The 18,194-nt window shown below is 73.1% G+C and carries 14 protein-coding genes; 9 read left to right on the top strand and 5 right to left on the bottom strand.

Going from position 1 to position 18,194, the window contains the following annotated elements:
• The first annotated feature begins 34 nt into the window (after positions 1-34).
• The gene (locus ACZ303_RS15830) at positions 35-1,213 is read left to right on the top strand and encodes a type ISP restriction/modification enzyme (protein ID WP_467339641.1); all 1,179 of its coding nucleotides are present in this window, start codon (positions 35-37) and stop codon (positions 1,211-1,213) included.
• Between the two features lie 171 nt (positions 1,214-1,384).
• Here ACZ303_RS15830 and ACZ303_RS15825 read toward each other — a convergent pair whose 3' ends face one another.
• Complete coding sequence (locus tag ACZ303_RS15825) at positions 1,385-1,648, bottom strand: hypothetical protein (protein WP_467339243.1); 264 nt, start codon at positions 1,646-1,648, stop codon at positions 1,385-1,387.
• A gap of 242 nt (positions 1,649-1,890) precedes the next feature.
• Between ACZ303_RS15825 and ACZ303_RS15820 the strand changes: the two genes are divergently transcribed.
• Positions 1,891-3,576, top strand: coding sequence for a serine/threonine-protein kinase (locus ACZ303_RS15820; protein WP_467339241.1), 1,686 nt, complete (start codon positions 1,891-1,893; stop codon positions 3,574-3,576).
• On the opposite strand, the gene ACZ303_RS15815 is transcribed toward ACZ303_RS15820, so the two are convergent.
• Positions 3,546-4,352, bottom strand: a complete 807-nt coding sequence (locus ACZ303_RS15815) for an SGNH/GDSL hydrolase family protein (RefSeq protein ID WP_467339239.1) — start codon at positions 4,350-4,352, stop codon at positions 3,546-3,548. The two genes, ACZ303_RS15820 and ACZ303_RS15815, sit on opposite strands and share 31 nt — an antisense overlap.
• A gap of 299 nt (positions 4,353-4,651) precedes the next feature.
• On the opposite strand from ACZ303_RS15815, the gene ACZ303_RS15810 reads away from it, so the two are divergent.
• From ACZ303_RS15810 to ACZ303_RS15785, 6 genes are all read left to right on the top strand, one after another.
• Entirely contained in the window at positions 4,652-5,122 is a 471-nt protein-coding gene (locus ACZ303_RS15810) for a hypothetical protein (RefSeq protein WP_467339237.1), read from the top strand.
• A 1-nt stretch (position 5,123) separates the two neighbouring features.
• Complete coding sequence (locus ACZ303_RS15805) at positions 5,124-6,218, top strand: GNAT family N-acetyltransferase (protein WP_467339235.1); 1,095 nt, start codon at positions 5,124-5,126, stop codon at positions 6,216-6,218.
• Positions 6,219-6,628: 410 nt separating this feature from the next.
• On the top strand, positions 6,629-7,441 hold the full coding sequence (locus ACZ303_RS15800; protein ID WP_467339233.1) for a glycosyltransferase family 2 protein: 813 nt from the start codon (positions 6,629-6,631) through the stop codon (positions 7,439-7,441).
• The gene (locus ACZ303_RS15795; RefSeq protein ID WP_467339231.1) at positions 7,438-8,496 is read left to right on the top strand and encodes a glycosyltransferase family 2 protein; all 1,059 of its coding nucleotides are present in this window, start codon (positions 7,438-7,440) and stop codon (positions 8,494-8,496) included. The genes ACZ303_RS15800 and ACZ303_RS15795 overlap by 4 nt, the downstream gene beginning before the upstream one ends.
• Positions 8,493-9,293: a polysaccharide deacetylase family protein gene (locus ACZ303_RS15790; RefSeq protein WP_467339229.1), complete on the top strand. Its 801-nt coding sequence runs from the start codon at positions 8,493-8,495 to the stop codon at positions 9,291-9,293. Before ACZ303_RS15795 ends, ACZ303_RS15790 begins: the two co-directional genes overlap by 4 nt.
• Positions 9,286-13,035: a lipopolysaccharide biosynthesis protein gene (locus ACZ303_RS15785; protein WP_467339227.1), complete on the top strand. Its 3,750-nt coding sequence runs from the start codon at positions 9,286-9,288 to the stop codon at positions 13,033-13,035. Before ACZ303_RS15790 ends, ACZ303_RS15785 begins: the two co-directional genes overlap by 8 nt.
• Before the next feature lie 9 nt (positions 13,036-13,044).
• On the opposite strand, the gene ACZ303_RS15780 is transcribed toward ACZ303_RS15785, so the two are convergent.
• Positions 13,045-14,412 carry a xylan 1,4-beta-xylosidase gene (locus tag ACZ303_RS15780; protein WP_467339225.1) on the bottom strand — a complete coding sequence of 456 codons (1,368 nt, stop codon included), beginning with the start codon at positions 14,410-14,412 and terminating at the stop codon, positions 13,045-13,047.
• A gap of 114 nt (positions 14,413-14,526) precedes the next feature.
• Here ACZ303_RS15780 and ACZ303_RS15775 point away from each other — a divergent pair, with 114 nt between their 5' ends.
• On the top strand, positions 14,527-15,675 hold the full coding sequence (locus tag ACZ303_RS15775; protein ID WP_467339223.1) for a DUF5925 domain-containing protein: 1,149 nt from the start codon (positions 14,527-14,529) through the stop codon (positions 15,673-15,675).
• A 188-nt stretch (positions 15,676-15,863) separates the two neighbouring features.
• Here the strand turns inward: ACZ303_RS15775 and ACZ303_RS15770 are convergent, their stop codons facing one another.
• Positions 15,864-16,235 carry a GntR family transcriptional regulator gene (locus ACZ303_RS15770; RefSeq protein WP_467339222.1) on the bottom strand — a complete coding sequence of 124 codons (372 nt, stop codon included), beginning with the start codon at positions 16,233-16,235 and terminating at the stop codon, positions 15,864-15,866.
• 52 nt (positions 16,236-16,287) lie between these two features.
• Positions 16,288-18,138 carry an asparagine synthase (glutamine-hydrolyzing) gene (asnB, locus tag ACZ303_RS15765; RefSeq protein ID WP_467339220.1) on the bottom strand — a complete coding sequence of 617 codons (1,851 nt, stop codon included), beginning with the start codon at positions 18,136-18,138 and terminating at the stop codon, positions 16,288-16,290.
• Positions 18,139-18,194 lie beyond the last annotated feature (56 nt).

The following is an 18,194-nucleotide window of genomic DNA, read 5'->3' as shown; positions in this document are numbered from 1 at the left end:
GAATCGGGCCGACGCGCCCCCGCTGGCCGACCTCATGCCGTGGTCGGTGGCGCCGCCGCGGCCGGGCCGTGACTGGGTGCTGGCGCCCGACACCGGATCGCTGCGGGCCCGCTGGGCGGCGCTCGCGGACGCCCCGGACGAGGCCACCCGCACGGCGCTGTTCCGGCCGACCCGTGCCCGTACGCCGCACAGCGCGGTGGCGCAGCTGCCCGGCCAGGCCACGCCCACGGGCCGGCTGGCGCGCGGGGCCGGGCCGTGCCCGGAGCCGGTGCGCGTCGCCCACGGCCCGTACGACCGGCAGTGGCTGCTGCCCGACCACCGGCTGCTCGACGCGGCCCGGCCGGAGCTGTGGCGGGTGGCCGACGAGCACCAGATCCACCTGCTGGAACCGGCGCCCGGCACGGACGGCCCGGCGTTCTCGGCGCTGCTGCCGGACGGGCACTCCCCCGGCGGACGGCCCGGCCGGATCCGGCCGCTCCACCGCCGCCCCGGCGGCCTCGAATCCAACCTCGCGCCCGGCCTCCTGGAGGTGCTGGCCGGGCTCCTGGGCCGGGCGGTGTCCGCCGAGGACTTCCTCGCCTGGACCGCCGCCGTGGCCCGCCCCACCCGCGCCGGGCTGACCGTGCCGCTCACCACCTCGCCCGAACAGTGGGAAGAGGGGCTCGCGCTGGGCCGGCGCACGCTGTGGCTGCACACCTACGGCGCGCGGTGCGCCCCCGCGCCGGGTGAACGCCCCCGCATGCCGGGCGGCCGACGGCCCTACGTCCGCGCGCCCCTCTCCCCCGCCGGTGTCCTGCCCTCGCGCCTGGAGTACGACGCCGCCGAGGAGACCCTGTGCGTGGGCGACGGCCGGATCGCGCCGGTGCCCGCCGCGGCCTGGGAGTTCCGGGTGGCCGGGGTGCGCGTGCTGGAGAGCTGGTTCACCGCCCGTACGGGCCCGGTCGAGCCCGGCACGCTCCAGGCGCTGCGGCCGGCCGCCTGGCCGCCGGAGTGGACCTCCGAGCTCCTGGAGCTGATCACCGTCCTGGCGCTCCTGGCCGGCCTGGGCCCGAGCCTCCGCGAGCTCGCGGAGGCGGTCGGCCGTGGCGCCGGGCCCGGCGTGGAGGAGTTGCGGCGGGCCGGCGTCCTGCCGCCCCCCGCTGCGGCCCGGCGTCCGGCGACCGTGCTGGAGCACCAGGAGGAGGGGCCTGAGGGGCAGTTCGCGCTGCTGTGAGCCGGACGGGCGGCACGGCAGGCGCGGGGCATGCCGGCGGTGAGAGAGGGGGCTCGGGGTGGGACGGGCGTGCGGCAGCGCCGTGCGACCGCCCCCGGGGAGAGGGCATGCGGCCGACGGCGCCGGTCCGAGCAGGTGCGGCGGGCTCCGCGATCCGGGTCGGGGTCCGGGTCAGCCGTGGTTGCCGAACAGTGAGCGGCGCAGCCTTCTCAGGGGAGCGAAGAGCGAGACCTTGGCGGTGCGGCCCTGCTTGGCGCGCGCTTGGTCACGCGCCGTCAGTTCACGCATCAGCAGGGTCGCGCCCTCGACCTCACGCTGCGGCAGGGCGGGTCCGCCCAGCACCGCGAGATGGCGGTCGAGCCGCGCGCTGGTCGCGCCGCTGTTGCAGTTGATGGCAGGCACTCGTGCTCTGCCGCGCATTGCTATCTGATCCATCGAAAACTCCCCACCCGTACGAGGCACCCGGCCCAGGCAGGGTAACCCTACCGCCCCGTCGCGTCACCCACGCATCGGCGGGGCGGATTCACCGTAACGTCAAGGGCGTTGACAAACCTGGCGTGAACCTGCCGTCACCCTCGGCGAGTTGACCGAGGCCCTGACCTGCCGAACCGGGGGTAATCACGCTCCGTTGCGGTAGATTCACCCCGAATCGCTCTCTTACGGGAGGGGGCCCGGCGATGAGCGGGAATTCCGGGGCGGGACAGGGTGGCGGGGCGGACCGGGGCGGGCGACTGGTGGCGGGCCGTTACCGGCTGACGGACCGGCTGGGGCACGGCGGCATGGGCGTGGTCTGGCGGGCGCGGGACGAGCTGCTGGATCGCGAGGTGGCCGTGAAGGAGGTCCGGGCGCCCGACGGGCTCCTCGACCACGAGGTGCGGCAGCTCTACGCGCGGCTGGAGCGCGAGGGGCGGGCGGCGGCGCGGATCGCGCACCGCAATGTCGTCACGGTGTACGACGTGGCGTCCGAGGAGGGCCACCCCTGGATCGTGATGGAGCTGGTGCGCGGTCTGTCCCTGGCCGAAGTTCTTGAAGCCGAGGGCTGTGTCGCTCCGGCGCGCGCGGCGCACATCGGCGCGGAGGTGCTCGCCGCGCTCCGCGCCGCGCATGGGGTGGGCGTGGTGCACCGCGATGTGAAGCCCGGGAACGTCCTGGTGGCGAACGACGGGCGGATCGTCCTGACCGATTTCGGCATCGCCGTGGTGGAGGGCAGCTCGGCGCTGACCCGGACCGGGGAGCTGGTGGGCTCGCCCGAGTTCCTCGCGCCGGAGCGCGCGCTGGGGCGCCCGCCCGGTCCCGAGTCCGACCTGTGGTCGCTCGGGGTGATGCTGTACGCGGCGGTCGAGGGCTTCTCGCCGTTCCGCCAGGACACCCCGCTGTCCACCATGCGGGCCGTGGTGGAACAGGAACTTCCACCACCCCGCCGGGCGGGCGCGCTCGGGCCTGTACTGGAAGGACTGCTGCGCAAGGAACCGGCGGAACGGCTCGGGTCGGCGGAGGCGGAGCGGATACTGCGGGCGGTGGCGGGTGGCGCCGCCCCTCCCCCGGTGGCCGCCCCGCACGCCCCGACCCTGTCGGCGTTCCCCTCGCGGGGGCCCACCCCCGGCCCGGCGACACCGGCCGGGGACGGCGGGCCGGACGCGGGCTTCGGTCCCGCGCCCGGGGACGCCCCCGACGGCGGGCGCCGGAGCCGGGCCGGGGTGGTGTTCGCCGTGGCCGCCGTGGTGCTCGCGCTGCTGGCCGGGGCGCTGGTGTGGGCGCTGACGAGGGACGACAGCGGCGGCTCGCCGCAGGGCGGTGCCGCCACCGCCGATCCGGGCAAGAACGCGGGCACGGACGCGTCCGGTGGTGCGCGAAAGCCTTCCCCTTCCCTCTCCTCTTCTTCCGGTCCCTCTTCCTACGGTCTGCGGGTGACGGTCGAGGCGGTGCGCGACCGGTACAGCGGGCCCTGCCCGCCCGGCGGCAAGGGGCCCTCGTTCCGCGCGACCTTCCGGGTCGAGCGCACCCCGGCCCACGTCGTCTACCGCTGGGTCACGGGCAGCGGCAGGGTCTCCGACGACCGCTGGCGGAGCCTGGACCTCACCGCGCGGCGGCAGGACTCGCGTGCGTACACCGAGTCCGGGCGTGACTCCTCCGACCCGGCGGAGGACTGGATCGCCGTCGAGGTCAGGGATCCGCGGAAGCTGACGTCCGATCGTGTTCCTTTCACCGTGGTGTGTCGCGAGCCCTCGTCGGGCGGGTCCGCTTCCGTGAGCCCCTCGCGCTCACCGGCGCCCTCGGGGAGCTCGGCGTCGCCGTACGGGCCGGGGCGCCGGCCGGCCGCGGCGCGGGCGGGTCAGGCGGCCGAGGTGAAGACCGGCAGGTAGCCGCGGGACTGCCCGCTGGCGTTGGGGTGGTAGGACTCGTCGACGGGCAGGGTCACGCTGTTGAGCCACGGGCTGCCGGAACACAGCTCATGGCCGGTGAAGGTGGTGTTGACGTCGGCGTAGGCGAAGCCGTGGTCGGCGGCGCGCTTGGCGATGACGGAGTCGATGTGGTCGGCGGCGGCGTTGATGGCGGTTCTCTTGGTCTCGCTCAGTCCACCCACACAGCCGCCGCCGAGTCTGTAGAAGCGTGGATAGCCGATGACGACCACGCGCGCGGCGGGGGCCTTGGCGGTGATGGCGGAGTACACCTTGTCGAGTTCACCGGGCAGGGTGCCGCTGATGTACGTACGCGCCTGGTCGATCCGGCTCAGGCAGGCGCTGTCGCCGCTGAAGACACAGGTCGACATCGTGTCCGCGAACCCCGCGTCATTGCCGCCGACGCTGATGCTGACGAGTGCGGTCGAGGCGTTCAGCGGGCCGAGCTGGCCCTTGAGGACATCACCCGTACGGGCGCCCGAGCACGCGGTGAAGGCGAAGCTCGATGGGGTGTGCGCGGCCGCCCAGAGCGCGGGATAGGACTTGGCGCTGCGCTTGCAGTTGCCGCTGTCCGGGTAGTAGCCGCCGGCTCCGACGCCCGCCGAATAGGAGTCCCCGAGGGCCACATAGCCGGTGCCGGCGGCCTTTTCGGCGGCCTGCGCGGGGCCGGCTCCGGTGAGGGCGAGGGCGGCGGTGAGGGACAGCGCGGACACGGAACTCACGAACCAGGACAGTTTCATGGAACCTCCTTTACCAGGGTTTCTGCTGTGTTCGTGGTAGCAGCCACCCAGGGTTTCCGGAAGTGTCCATGACAAAAGTGTGAGGAAAGTGGAACACTCAACAGCACGCCGGAGGGGGTGCAAGCGGAGTTCTGACGGGCCGACAGATTTCCGCGGAAGTTCATCCACGGGAAAGACTCCGGTTGCGGCTCGACGGCGTAACCGGAGCCCGCTTGCACGGCCTTCACATCTTGACGGGCCTCCGCCGATTGCGCGACATTGAAGCTCGGCATCCGGCGCTTCGGGGGGCAAAGTCGCCAATGCAGAGCTTCACAGATCCCACCGGTCTCACCGATCCCAACAGTCCAGCCGACCCATCGGCCGCCGCTTCGTCCGCCGGCTCGGGTGACACCGGGAGGAGAGCACCGTCCGGGGAGTCCCTCCCCGTCGTCGCGGGCGCCGCCGCGGCCATCGCGGGGGCCGGCGCCGCGCTCGCGCTCGCCGACATCGGCTCACCCCTGCGCGCGCCGTTCACCCTGTTCTTCCTGATCGTCGCGCCCGCGTGCGCCGTGGCGGCCGCGCTGCGGGGGCTCGATCCGCTCAGCCGCTCGGTGGTGGCGGCCGGTGGTGCCGTCGCCGTCGACGTACTCGTCGCCCAGATCATGCTCGCGCTGCACGCCTGGACGGTGCGGGGCGGTGTCGCCGCGGTGGCGGCCGTCAGCCTTCTGTTGTTCCTGCTGGCCCACGCGCGGCGGCATCGGGGCCGCGCGGCGAGAAGTCGGGCTTCCTGAGGTGGACATCAGCGTGTACCGGCCCGGTGAGCTCTCGGCGGCCGACCGGGCCGCCTGGTCGGCCCTGCAGTCACGGGCGGCCGAGGACGGCTCGCCCCAGCTCGCCAATCCGTTCCTCGCACCGGAGTTCACCCTGGCCGTGGGGCGCTGCCGGAGCGGGGTGCGGATAGCGGTCGTCCGCGAGGACGGCCGGCCGGCCGGCTTCTTCCCGTACCAGCGGTCGGCGCTGGGCGTGGGGCGCGCGATCGGCCTGGGCGTCTCGGACGCCCAGGGGCTGGTGCACCGGCCCGGCTTCCAGTGGGACGCCCGCGAGCTGCTGCTCGCATGCGGGCTGTCCGTGTGGGAGTTCGATCATCTGGTGGAGGGACAGAAGCCGTTCGAGACCGGCGCCTCCGGCTCGTACAGCTCGCCCGTCGTCGATGTCGAGCAGGGATTCGAGCCCTATCTGACGGTGCTGCGCAAGCAGTCGCCGAAGTTCACCCGCACCACCCTCGCCAAGGAGCGCCGGCTCGGCCGCGACATCGGCGAGGTGCGGTACGTGCACGACGAACGCGATCCGGCCGCGCTGCGCACGCTGATCGGCTGGAAGTCCGCGCAATACCGGAGGACGGGCCGCAGCGACCGCTTCGCACGGCCGTGGATACAGCTGTTGGTCGAGCAGCTCTTCCACACCCGCACGGAGACCTTCGGCGGGCTGCTGTCGGTCCTCTACGCCGGCGACCGGCCGATCGCGGCCCACTTCGGGCTGCGCTCCCGTTCGGTGCTGGCCTGCTGGTTCCCGGCCTACGACCCGGCCTACGCGAAGTACTCGCCGGGCCTGGTGCTGCACCTGCGGATGGCGGAGGGAGCCGCCGCCGCGGGCATGGCCTACCTGGACCTGGGGCGCGGCGAGAAGGCGTACAAGGACTCCCTGAAGACCCGCGAACTCAGCGTCAGGGAGGGGTGGGTGACGCGGCGTCACCCCGTCGCACTGGGGCACCGGGTACGGCGTGCGCCGGTGCGGGCGCTGCGCAACACCGTGCTGGCCCGGCCCGAACTCTTCGAGCCCGCCGACCGGCTGCTCAAGCGGTTGGGGCGCTTTCGCGAGGGGAGTTGAGGCACACCACGCCGGGCGTGCGCCGTCAATGGCGCGGAACGTCAACCGGACGTGGGAATCGGGCCCAAAAAACCCCCAAAGGAGGAGTCACCGCACCACCTCTTGCCATACAGTCTCAACCATCAATACCGTCGTACATCCACCCGCATCGGCCCATCATGAGAGCGGCTCAAGGGGAGGGCTCAAGCGTCGCGATGGTGTCCGGGGCGGGGCGCGGTGGGGGGTGCCGCGTTCGGTCACCACAGTCGCCGAGTCGCGCTGTCGCGCGACCAGCAACCGTTACCAACTCACCTTGCCCATGCGGTAGTTCGTCGCCGCCCGGGTGAGGCGGGAAACCCCCTTTTCGAACCGGATACATCACTGGACCGCCCGGGGCGGGCGGTCCACCGGACGAGAGGGACATCTTCGGAATGAGTTCCTTCCTGCGGCCTGCGGCCGATCAAGAGCCGGTGACCACCGGCCACTATCGCCCGGTGACATCGCACTTCGCGATAGCGCCACCGGTGAGCGTCGTCATCCCGGCCATGAACGAGGCGGAGAACCTCCCGTACGTCTTCAAGACGCTGCCGGAGTGGATCCACGAGGTGGTCCTCGTGGACGGCAATTCCACCGACGACACCATCCGGGTGGCCCGGGAGCTGCGGCCGGACGTCAAGGTCGTCCAGCAGCTGGGCAAGGGCAAGGGCGACGCGCTGATCACGGGCTTCGCCGCCTGCACCGGCGAGATCATCGTCATGGTCGACGCCGACGGCTCGGCCGACGGCAATGAGATCGTCAGCTATGTCTCCGCGCTGGTCGGCGGCGCGGACTTCGCCAAGGGCTCCCGCTTCGCCAACGGCGGCGGCACGGACGACATGACGCCGATCCGCAAGCTCGGCAACCGCGTCCTGTGCTCCATCGTCAACCACAAGTTCGGTGCCCGCTACACCGACCTTTGCTACGGCTACAACGCCTTCTGGCGGCGCTGCCTGGACGAGATCGCCCTGGACTGCGCCGGGTTCGAGGTCGAAACCCTGATGAACATCAGAGTCGTCAAGGCCGGACTGCGCGTCCAGGAGATTCCCAGCCATGAGTTCGTCCGCATCCACGGCACCAGCAATCTGCGGGCCGTACGGGACGGACTGCGGGTCCTGAAGGTCATCCTGCAGGAGCGCGGCGCGCGCCGCCGGCGGCCGCAACACCTGGCCATCGCACCCGCCGCGAACCGCGGGGAAGTGTCTTGAACCCCACTTCCCCCACCGCCCCGGCCGCCGTGCCGGACGTCTCGGTGGTCATCTGTGTCTACACCGAGGACCGCTGGGACGACATCCTCGCCGCGGTGGCCTCGGTGCGCGACCAGTCGTGGCCCGCGCTGGAGACGCTGGTGGTCGTGGACCACAACCCCGCGCTGCTGCGCAGGCTCGCCAAGCGGTACGGGGACGACGGCGCCGGGGCGGCCGCGGACGGGGTCAGGGTGCTCGCCAACGCGGGCCCCCGCGGCCTGTCCGCGGGCCGCAACACCGGCGTCACCGCCTCGTCCGGCGAGGTGATCGCCTTCCTCGACGACGACGCCGTGGCCGAGCGGGACTGGCTGCGGCACTTCGCCGAGGCGTACGCCGACCCCCGGGTCATGGCGGTCGGCGGCCGGACCCAGCCCGTCTGGGAGTCCCGCCGCCGGCCCGTCTGGTTCCCCGAGGAGTTCGACTGGGTCGTGGGGTGCACCTACCGGGGGCTGCCGCCGGGGCGGGTCCCGGTGCGCAATGTCCTCGGCGGCAACGCCTCCTTCCGCAGGTCGGCGTTTGCCGTCGCCGGCGGCTTCGCCAGCGGCATCGGGCGGGACGGCGACCGGCTGCCGCTGGGCTGCGAGGAGACGGAGCTGTGCATCCGGCTGACCCGGGCGATGCCGGAGGCGGTGCTGCTGATCGACGACCGGTCGGTGATCCACCACCGGGTGCCGGCCGCCCGCGAGCGGTTCGGCTATTTCCGCACCCGCGCGTACGCCGAGGGCCTGTCGAAGGCCCTGGTGGCGCGGAGCGTGGGCGCCCGCGCGGGCCTGGAGACGGAGCGCCGGTACACCACGCGCGTGCTGCCGGCGGGCATCGCGCGGGGGGTGCGGGACGCCCTGCTGGGCAGGCCCGGCGGCGCGGCGCGGGCCGGGGCGATCGTGGCGGGGATGGCGGCGGCGGCCGGGGGTTACGCCCTCGGCCGGGTTCGGGCGCACCGGGGCGGGGGCCGGTTCGCGGTGGCGGAGGTGACGGTACCCCCCGACCGGACCAGACCGGGAGAGGTCGGGAGATGACCGAGGACCGTGTTCCGATACTGATGTACCACTCGGTGGCGCACTCGCCGTCCCGTGCGACGTACGGGCTGTCGGTCTCCCCCGAGGCGTTCGCGGCACAGATGCGGCTGCTGGCCGACCTGCGGTTCACCCCGCTGACGGCCCGGCGGCTGGCCGAGGCGTGGCGCACCGGCCACGGGCTCCCCGCGAAACCGGTCCTGATCACCTTCGACGACGGCTACGAGGGCGTGCACCGGCACGCCCTCGCGGCGCTCGTCGAGCATGGTTTCACGGCGACGCTGTTCGCTTCCACGGGATGGCTGCGCGGGAAGCACGACGCCGGTGGCGCGCTCGATCTCATGCTGAGCTGGGGCCAGGTGCGGGAGCTGGCCGCGGCCGGGGTCGAGATCGGCGGGCACAGCCACACACATCCGCAACTCGATCAACTGCCCGACGACGAGCTGTGGTTCGAGGTTCAGCGCTGTCGTGAGATCCTGGCCGAGGAACTGGGCGACCCGCCCGTGTCGTTCGCCTATCCCTACGGTTATTCCGACCGTCGGGTGCGGCGCACGGTGCGCCACGCGGGCTTCGCCGTGTCCCTGGCCGTGGGGAACAGCCTGGCCGCCCGTCCGCAGGGGCCGTACGCCCTGGAGCGGGTGACCGTGCGCCGCACGACCGGGCTGGCGGAGTTCGAACGGCTCGTCGAGGGCCGAGGGGTGGCCCGGCTCTTCGTCAGGGACAGAACCCTGACGAAGGGGTATGCCGTGGTCCGCAGAACCCGCCAGGTCGTCAGGAAGGCAAGCGAAGCCCGTGTCTGACACGTCCACCCGCACCGAGGCTCGGGAGACGGAGGGGTCGGTGGGCCGCAGGCTGCGGCTGCCGGGGCGGGGCGGCGGCAGCCCGCTGTTCCGCAACGCCTTCGCGCTGATGGTCAACACCGGCATCAGCGCCGTCCTCGGTGTGGGTTACTGGCTGATCGCCGCTCGGTACTACTCCGTGCACGCGGTCGGCCAGGGCTCGGCGGCCATCGCCATGATGAAGCTCCTGGCGGGGATCGCCGCGGTCACCCTGACGGGGGCCCTGGCCCGGTTCATCCCCGTCGCGGGCCGCAGGACGGGCCGACTCGTCTTCGGCACGTACGCCGGGAGTTCGCTGTTCGTCGCCTCGGCGGCCGGTGTCTTCCTGGTGGTGCTCAATCAGTGGGGTCCGTGGGGGTACGGCCTCCTGGACGGGCCGTTGCCGGGCCTGGGGTTCGTCGTCGCCGTCGTGGCCTGGTCGCTGCTCACCCTCCAGGACGGGGTGCTGACCGGGCTGCGCCGGGCGTTCTGGGTGCCGGTGGGCAATACGGTCTTCTCGGCGGTCAAGCTGGTGCTGCTGGTGGGGATGGCGGCGGCGCTGCCGGCGTCCGGGGTCTTCATGTCCTGGGTCGTCTCGATCGGCGTATCGGTGCTGCCACTGGGCTGGCTGGTGTTCCGGCGGCTGGTCCCCCGCCATGTGGCGGCGACGGAGGCGACGGCGCGGCCGGTGTCCTACCGCGAGGTGGGGCGTTTCCTCGCCGGTGACTACACCGGCTCGCTGTTCTCGCTGGCCGTGGTCTACCTCATCCCGGTGATCGTCGCCGCGCAGGTCAGCTCCGCCGACAACGCCTACTTCTACATCGCCTCCACCATCGGCGGCACGATCAACCTGCTCGCCATCAACATGGGCGCGTCCCTGACGGTGGAGAGCTCGCACGACCCGGCCCGGCTCGCGGAGAACTGCCGGGCGGTGCTGCGCCGGATGGCCAAGATCATGGTGCCGGGCTGCGCGCTGCTGTTCTTCCTGGCGCCGTACATCCTGCGGGTCTTCGGCCAGGGGTACGCCGACGCGGCGACCCCGCTGCTGCGCTGGTTCGCGGTGGGGGCGGCGCTGCGGGTGGTGATGGAGGTCTATTTCGCGGTGCTTCGGGCGCAGAGCCGCACGGCCGGGCTGGCCTATCTCCAGGGGCTGCTGTGCGTGCTGGTGTTGGGGCTGACGCTGCTGCTCCTGCCGCGGATGGGGCTGATCGGCGCGGGCGTCGCGGAGATCTGCAGCCTCACGGTGATCGCCTCCATCGCGGCGTTCCGGCTGCGCCGGACACTGAAGGCCGATGCGGGGCCGCCCTCGGCGCCGCCGGTGGCGTACGCGCCCGATGTGGCGCCGGACGGCGATCTGGCGGATCTGGCGGTCCGCGGTGACCGGCGGGACGCCCCGCGGGAGGCGCGCCGCGGCATCGGCCGGGGGTTAGGGCAGGAGGCCGGCTCCCCGCCGGCCGCCGGGAAGCGCGAGGGCGGCGGCTACGGCACCCGCTGGGCGCTGCGGGCCGCGCTGGACGCGGACACGATGCCGCTGGGGGTGCGGCTGGACTTCGATCATCTGGAGAGGCGCCCCGATCTCCGTCACGCCCCGGAGGCCGTCGCCTTGTCCCCCGCTGTCCCGCCGAAGCCCGCCGCGCCGACGCCGTCCGCCCCGAAGGTCTCCGTGTCGAAGTCCCCGCCGCCCGGCCCGGCCGCCCCGGAGGCCGCGCCGGCCCGGCGGCCGGTTCCGTGGCGGCGCGTCGCCGAGGCGGGCGTCTGGCTGCTGCTCGTGGCCGCGCTCGCGCTGTACTGGACGCCGCTGGCCTCCATGGGCGAGGCGGATCTGGACTCCATGGGCGGGCTGGGCCTGGTGTCCGTGCTGCCGGTGGCCACGCTGGTGGGTGCCGCGCTGCTGGTCGTGGCGTTCGCGGCCGCGCTGTGGCTGGGCACGCAGCGCCGTGTGCTGCTGACGGCGGTGCTGCTGCTGACGGTGGTGTCGCTGCACGCCGTGCCCGCGGTGCTGGAGGACGCGCCGCGCTTCGCGACGGCCTGGCAGCACCTGGGCTTCCTGGACTTCATCGACCGCACCGGCGTCGCCGCGCCGGACCTGGACGCGCGCTGGAGCTGGCCGGGGTTCTTCGCGGTCGCCGCCTTCGCGGCCAGGGCCTGTGGTGTGGTGGACCTGACCGAGGTGATCTGCTGGTGGCCGACGGTCATGCAGCTGCTGTGCCTGGCACCGCTGGCGCTGCTGCTGCGGGCCGTGCGGGCGGGCTGGCGGGCGAAGTGGACGGCGGCCTGGCTGTTCGTCCTGTGCGGCTGGGTCGGGCAGGACTACTTCTCCCCGCAGTCCCTCAATTACCTCTTCTATCTGCTGTTCGTGGCCGTGCTCCTGGTGTGGTTCCGCTGGCCCCGGCAGTTGCGCGGCAGGCTGCTGCCGGGCGAGTCGGAGGTGGCGCCGACCGGCCGCCGGGAGCAGGGCGCGCTGCTGGTGGTGCTGATCGCGCTGTTCGCCGCCTCGGTCGCCAGTCACCAGCTCACGCCGTTCGTGATGCTGGGGGTCCTGACGGCGCTGGTCCTCACGCGCCGCTCCACGCTGCGCGGCCTGCCCCTGCTGTGCGGGGTGATGCTGGCGGTGTGGGTGGGGTTCCTGGCGGAGCCGTACTGGTCGGGCCACTTCGACGAGCTGTTCGGCGGGCTGGGCTCCCTGGGCGGCAATGTCTCCTCCTCCGTCTCGGGCCGGATCGAGGGCGGCAGCGCCACCCACAAGCTGGTGCTCTACGTCCGGGTCGCCCTGGCCGCCGGTGTCCTGGCGTTCGCCGCGTTCGGCTGGTGGCGGCGGCGCCGGGCCGGGTTCGGCGATGTCGCGCTGCTGGTGCTCACCGCCGTGCCGTTCCTCGCCTTCGGCATGCAGTCCTACGGCGGCGAAGTGGCCCTGCGCGTCTTCCTGTTCGCACTGCCGGGCGCCTGCGTGCTGGTCGCGCTCGCGTTCTTCCCCCGCACCGCCGCGCCCCGGCGGGCCGTCGCGGGGCCGCTGGCCGCGCTGGTGGCCGGGCTGGTCCTGGTCTTCGGGTTCCTGGTGGCGCGCTGGGGCAACGAGCCCTTCGAACGGGTGCGCCCCGGCGAGGTCGCCGCCATGGACTTCGTGTACGCGCACGACCGGCCGACGGTAAGGCTGCTGTGGATGAGCGGCGACCCGGTCAAGAGCGTCACCCCCGCCATGCCGTGGGGCGCGCGGGACATGGAGCGGGTGCTGTACGAACCGACGCTCGCCCCGCGTGACCCGGCCCGGGTGGACGACCTCCTCGCGGCGCTGCGGAGCGCCGGTCCGCACTCCTACATCATGGTCAACCGCGGCCAGTCGGTGTATCTGGAGCTCGACGCGGGCTACGCCCCGGACTGGGACGGCCGGATGCGGCGCGCCCTGGACGGCCGGCCGGAGCTGAGGCGGGTGCTGTCCAATGAGGACGCGGTGCTGTACGAACTGAAGTCGCCGCCCGCCGGTGAGGCCCCGCGGCCCCGGCCGGGTCCGGCCGGCCCCCGGGTGACGTGGACGCCGGTGACGGTGGTCGGGGCGCTGGCGGCGGGGGCGCTGCTGGTGCTGTTGACGGCGCGGGAGCTGGTGCGGGTGATGGCGGGGCCGGGGGTGCGGCAGCTGCGGTGGTTGCAGGGCTCGTACTGGTTCGCGTTGCCGCTGCTGGTGGTTCTGCTGGCGGCGCTGGTGCAGCGGCTCGCGACCTTGTCGTAGCGCGGGCCGTCAGGGCAGCCAGCGGACCTCGTACGGGCCCAGGTCGACGTCCCGCCCGTCCACCGTGACGGTGAGGGCGCGGTCCTGGGTGTTGACGACCAGCGCGGTGTCGTCGGTGGCCAGGGCGTGCACCTGGTCGCGGCCGGTGCCGGTGAGCTCGGGGGTCCGCAGGACGGCGCGGGGCGGGAAGGACTTGGCGAAGCGGGACAGCAGGTCCAGCATGGACAGTCCGCTGCCGCCGTCCTTCAGTTCGGTGCTGCGCCACAGGCAGCCGGGGCAGTCGGCGGTCGTCTCCTGGGGGTTCCAGTAGAAGGCCGCGGCGGCGCCGGCGGCGGCCAGCCGCATCATGGCGGTGGCCTGGACGGCGGTGCGGTGCTGCTCTGTCCAGCCCTTGCGGTCGTCGTTGGCGTCGCCCGGTTCCACGTACCACTCGGACCACCACACAGGCAGGCCGGTGGTCTTGCGGAGCCAGGTGGTGGCGTCGGCGAACTTCTGGGTGGCGCCGAACTCGTCGGGCAGCAGGCGGTTGTCGTCTCGGGTGTAACTGGAGCCGTCGACGGCGACGAAGTCGGCGCCCGCCTTGTGGTCGTTCCAGTAGGTGATGGCGTCGAGGGCCCGCTGGTCGACGGCGCCCCAGGGGCCGCGCAGGGACGAGGCGTTGGAGCTGTCGCCGGGGGCATGGCTGTCGAGGCTCATATAGGGGCCGCCGACGGCGTTGGCCTTGTTCTGCCTCTTCAGCTCCGCGTGGACGAGGTTGTACAGCTCGGTGTAGCCCTCGTAGTTCCAGCGGTTCCTGGACTCGTCGAAGAAGCCCTTGAACTCATTCCAGACGATGAAGTAGCGGACGTCCGGATAGCGCTTGGCGATCACTCCGGCGAGCTTCGCGAAGTCCTTGTAGTGCGCGCGGTCGGGCGCTCTCTCCAGGGACTTCTGCGACCAGTCGGTACGGGAACCGCCGCCCTTCATCCAGTCCGGGGCGCAGCAGAGGGTGAGGACGGGCGTGCCGCTGGTCCTGCGCATCAGGGCGACGCGCCGGTCGAGGTCCTTGAAGTTGTAGGCGCCGGGACGGGGTTCGGGGTTGTCGGCGCCCCAGCCCATGATGTGCTGGTTCTGCGGCATGGGATCGTCGGCGAGGAGCTTCTCCGCGGCCTTGCGGGCGGTGTCCTCGCCGTGGTCGGCGCTGTACTGCGTGTGGGTGAAGCCCCAGCCGACGTCGGCGGGCACCCGGGCCGCCGGGCCGTCCGGCGCGCCGGTCGGCAGGCCGCCCACGAGCACGGTGATCAACAGGGCCAGCGCGACCGCGCCGACTCCGCACAGGGCGATGACCCGCCACCGCCTCGCCCCGGAAATCCCCCGCCCCACCCGATGACGTCCCATCACGGGCAAGGGTATCCGCGACCGAATCGGTGTGCGGTGCCTTCCGGGCGAACTCCGGCGGATCCGGAGAAAACCTGGGTGCGCGAGCGCCCCGGGTGCCGGATCATGGGGCTCATGTGTGCCGAACGACGTCCCGCAGCCAGGAGGCAGACCCTGTCCACCGACCCGGCCCCCACCCCGGCGGAGAGCTCCCTGCCGATCCGGCTGAACGTGGACGACAGCGATTCGCCGTCCGACGTCATCGACGCGCTCTTCCTCGGCCGGTTCGCCACCGGCGAGCAGCCGTACGCGCACAGCCGTTCCGTGGAGCGCGTCAAGTCCGGGAAGACGCTGCTGCCGCCGGCGGCGCGCGTGGTGCGCTCGGCGAAGGACGACGACCGCAGCGCGACCCTCGCCGAGGGCGAGGGCTGGACCCTGCTGATCTCCCGCTGGAACCGCGGCGCGGACGTGTCCGTGACAGCGACCACCGACGAGCTGGCCAAGTCGGTGCTGGGGCAGGCGGTCGAGGGCGCCGAGGACGAGCCGGAACCGCAGCCCGAGCACGTCACGATGGGCTTCTGGTACGTCTCGCCGCGGCGCGGCCCGCACCGTACGACGCGGCAGATCTCGGCGGGCACGTGGGAGGAGGTCCGGGCCAATTACACGGCGCCGGTCGCCGACGCGATGGACCGGCTGATGAAGGTCACCCCCGACGACATCGCGGGCCGGCTGCTGCTCCTGCACGGGCCGCCGGGCACGGGCAAGACGTCCGCGCTGCGGACGCTGGCCCGGTCGTGGCGGGACTGGTGCCAGGTGGACTGTGTGCTGGATCCGGAGCGGCTGTTCAACGACGTCGGCTATCTGATGGACATCGCGATCGGCGAGGACGACGGGTCGGCGAAGGGCCGCTGGCGGCTGTTGCTGCTGGAGGACTGCGACGAACTGATCCGCGGCGAGGCCAAGCACACGGCGGGCCAGGCGCTCTCCCGGCTGCTGAACCTCACGGACGGGCTGCTCGGCCAGGGCCGCAATGTCCTCGTCGGCGTCACCACGAACGAGGACCTGGAGCGCCTCCACCCGGCGGTCGTCCGCCCGGGCCGCTGCCTGGCCCGCATCGAGGTGGGCCCGCTGACCCGCAAGGAGGCGACGGGCTGGCTCGGCACGGAGGAGGGCGTGGGCCGCGAGGGCGCGACACTCGCGGAGCTGTTCGCTCTACGGCGCGGCACGGGGCCGGCGGCGGTGCCGGCTCAGCATGACGGCGCGGACGCCGGCTTGTACCTGTAGCCCCGTGACGGCGGGTTCGGCACCGCCGGGCTGCGCCATGGGGGTTGCCCGCCGTCGTGGCGGGGACATAGGGGCGGGCCTGCCCCTATGGGACCCGGCGCGGGGCCGATGAAAGGTGCGTCGCACCTTTCCTTCCGCCGCCGCGGTGCGCAACCCCCACCGGCGGGACCGGCGGTGCCCGACCGCCGCTACCCGTATACCGCGCGCAGCGCGTCCTCCGCCGCCGCGCGGGCCGCTTCCCGGGAGAGGCCCAGGCGCTGCGCGCGCTGCGCGTACGCCTGGGCCGCCGTCGCGGCCTCGCGGGCCGCGCTGTCGCCGAGGGCGGCGACGAACGTGCCGTTGCGGCCCCGCGTCTCGATGACGCCGTCCGCCTCCAGGGCCCGGTAGGCCTTGGCGACCGTGTTCGCGGCGAGGCCCAGTTCCTCGGCGAAGCCGCGTACGGTCGGGAGCTTGTAGCCGACGGGGAGTTCGCCGGAGCGGGCCTGCTCGGCGATCCGGGCGCGGATCTGCTCGTAGGGCGGTTCGGCCGCGTCCGGATCGACGGTCAGGTGCAAGGCCACGGTGGGTCTCCTGGCTGATGGGCGGTTGTGCCACCCATTGTGCCCCCCGGGGCTACAGCTCCAGGGTCGTGCCGTAGCGGCGCAGCCATGTGTCGAGGCCGAGGACGAGCTCCGTGGCACTGCGGTAGGCGTTCGCGTCCGCGTACGCGCTCGCGTCCGCCACCGCCGCGCCGTCGAGCAGCGGTCGTACGGGCGCGTCCTTGTCGGCGAGCACCCTCGTGAGTTCGGTGCGCAGCGCGGCCGCGTAGCGCGGGTCCTGGGTGCTGGGGTAGGGGCTCTTGACGCGGTCGGCGACCTTGGCGGGCAGGACGTCGCGGACGGCGGCGCGCAGCAGGGACTTCTCGCGGCCGTCGAAGGTCTTCATCGCCCAGGGGGTGTTGAAGACGTAGGAGACCAGGCGGTCGTCGCAGAAGGGCACCCGGACCTCCAGGCCGACGGCCATGCTGACGCGGTCCTTGCGGTCGAGCAGGGTCTGCACGAAGCGGGTCAGGTGCAGATAGCCGATCTCGCGCATGCGCCGCTCCGGGCCGCTCTCGCCGGGCAGCCGCGGAACCTCGGCGAGAGCCGAACGGTAGCGGGCCTCCCGGTAGCCGGGCAGGTCGAGTTTGGCGAGGAGGCCGCCGTCGAGGAGGGCCGTGCGGCCGGCGCCCGGGCCGGAGAAGTCGTCGATGCCGCCCTCGACGAGCCAGGGGAAGGTGTCGCCGTGGACGGCCTCGGGGGTGTGGAACCAGCGGTAGCCGCCGAACAGCTCGTCGGCGGACTCGCCGGAGAGGGCGACGGTGGACTGTTCGCGGATGGCCTTGAAGAGGAGGTAGAGCGAGGTGTCGCCGTCGCCGAAGCCGAAGGGCAGGTCGCGGGCGGTGAGGACGGCCTCGCGGTGGACGGGGTCCATCAGGGCGGCGGTGTCGAGGACGATCTCGCTGTGGTCGGCGGTGACGTGTTCGGCGAGGGCGCGGGCGTACGGGCCGTCGGGGGTGGGCCGCAGCGCGTCGGGGGTGAAGTGTTCGGCGTGGCCGGCGAAGTCGACGGCGAAGGAGCGTACGGCGCCCCGGCCGCCGGCCGCGAGGCCCTTCGCGGCGAGGGCGGTGATGGCGGAGGAGTCGAGTCCGCCGGAGAGCAGGGTGCACAGCGGGACGTCGGCGATGAGCTGGCGGGCGACGATGTCGTCGAGCAGCTCGCGGACGTGGCCGACGGTGGTGGGGAGGTCGTCGGTGTGTTCGTGGGCTTCGAGGGCCCAGTAGCGCCTGACGGTCAGGCCCTGGCGGCGGACGCGGGCGGTGTGGCCGGGCCGCAGCTCGTACATGCCCTTGTAGACGGCGTGGCCCGGCGTCTTGGTGTGGGCGATCATCTCGGCGAGGCCCTCGGCGTCGACGGTGGGCCGGACGGCGGGGTGGGCGAGGATGGCCTTGGGTTCGGAGCCGAAGAGGACCCCGTCGGGGGTGGGGTGGTAGTAGAGGGGTTTGATGCCCATGCGGTCGCGGACCAGGAGGAGTTCCTCGGTGCGCGGGTCCCAGAGGGCGAAGGCGTACATGCCGTTGAGGCGTTCGGTGAACGCCTCGCCCCATTCGAGGTAGGCGCGCAGGACGACCTCGGTGTCGCTGCGGGTGCGGAAGTCGTGGCCGCGGGCGCGCAGTTCGGTCCGCAGTTCACGGTAATTGTAGACCTCGCCGCTGTAGGTGGTGACGAGGAGGGTGCGGCCGTCCTCCTCGACGGTCATGGGCTGGGTGCCGCCCTCGATGTCGATGACGGCCAGCCTGCGGTGTCCGAGCGCGGCGTGGGTGTCGAGCCAGGCCCCGGCGGCGTCGGGGCCGCGGCAGGCCATGGTCCGGGTCATGGCGTCGAGGGTGCCGTGCTCGGTGGTGAGGTTGCGTTCGTAGGAGATCCATCCGGTGATCCCGCACATGGTCGCGGTCTCCCCTCTCGGTAGGCCGCCGGGGCCGGCCGGCCCGGGCGCGGCTC

This window comes from Streptomyces sp. NPDC023527 (genome assembly GCF_055560115.1).
This window is presented reverse-complemented; position numbering and strand designations above follow the sequence as displayed.

What these genes read in the sequence shown, in the direction of transcription:
- ACZ303_RS15800 (WP_467339233.1), top strand. Translation starts at nt 6,629, where the DNA reads ATGAGTTCCTTCCTGCGGCCTGCGGCCGATCAAGAGCCGGTGACCACC.
- ACZ303_RS15820 (WP_467339241.1), top strand. Translation starts at nt 1,891, where the DNA reads ATGAGCGGGAATTCCGGGGCGGGACAGGGTGGCGGGGCGGACCGGGGC.
- ACZ303_RS15825 (WP_467339243.1), bottom strand. Translation starts at nt 1,648, where the DNA reads ATGGATCAGATAGCAATGCGCGGCAGAGCACGAGTGCCTGCCATCAAC.
- ACZ303_RS15815 (WP_467339239.1), bottom strand. Translation starts at nt 4,352, where the DNA reads ATGAAACTGTCCTGGTTCGTGAGTTCCGTGTCCGCGCTGTCCCTCACC.
- ACZ303_RS15790 (WP_467339229.1), top strand. Translation starts at nt 8,493, where the DNA reads ATGACCGAGGACCGTGTTCCGATACTGATGTACCACTCGGTGGCGCAC.
- ACZ303_RS15780 (WP_467339225.1), bottom strand. Translation starts at nt 14,412, where the DNA reads ATGGGACGTCATCGGGTGGGGCGGGGGATTTCCGGGGCGAGGCGGTGG.
- ACZ303_RS15775 (WP_467339223.1), top strand. Translation starts at nt 14,527, where the DNA reads ATGTGTGCCGAACGACGTCCCGCAGCCAGGAGGCAGACCCTGTCCACC.
- ACZ303_RS15830 (WP_467339641.1), top strand. Translation starts at nt 35, where the DNA reads ATGCCGTGGTCGGTGGCGCCGCCGCGGCCGGGCCGTGACTGGGTGCTG.
- ACZ303_RS15810 (WP_467339237.1), top strand. Translation starts at nt 4,652, where the DNA reads ATGCAGAGCTTCACAGATCCCACCGGTCTCACCGATCCCAACAGTCCA.
- asnB (WP_467339220.1), bottom strand. Translation starts at nt 18,138, where the DNA reads ATGTGCGGGATCACCGGATGGATCTCCTACGAACGCAACCTCACCACC.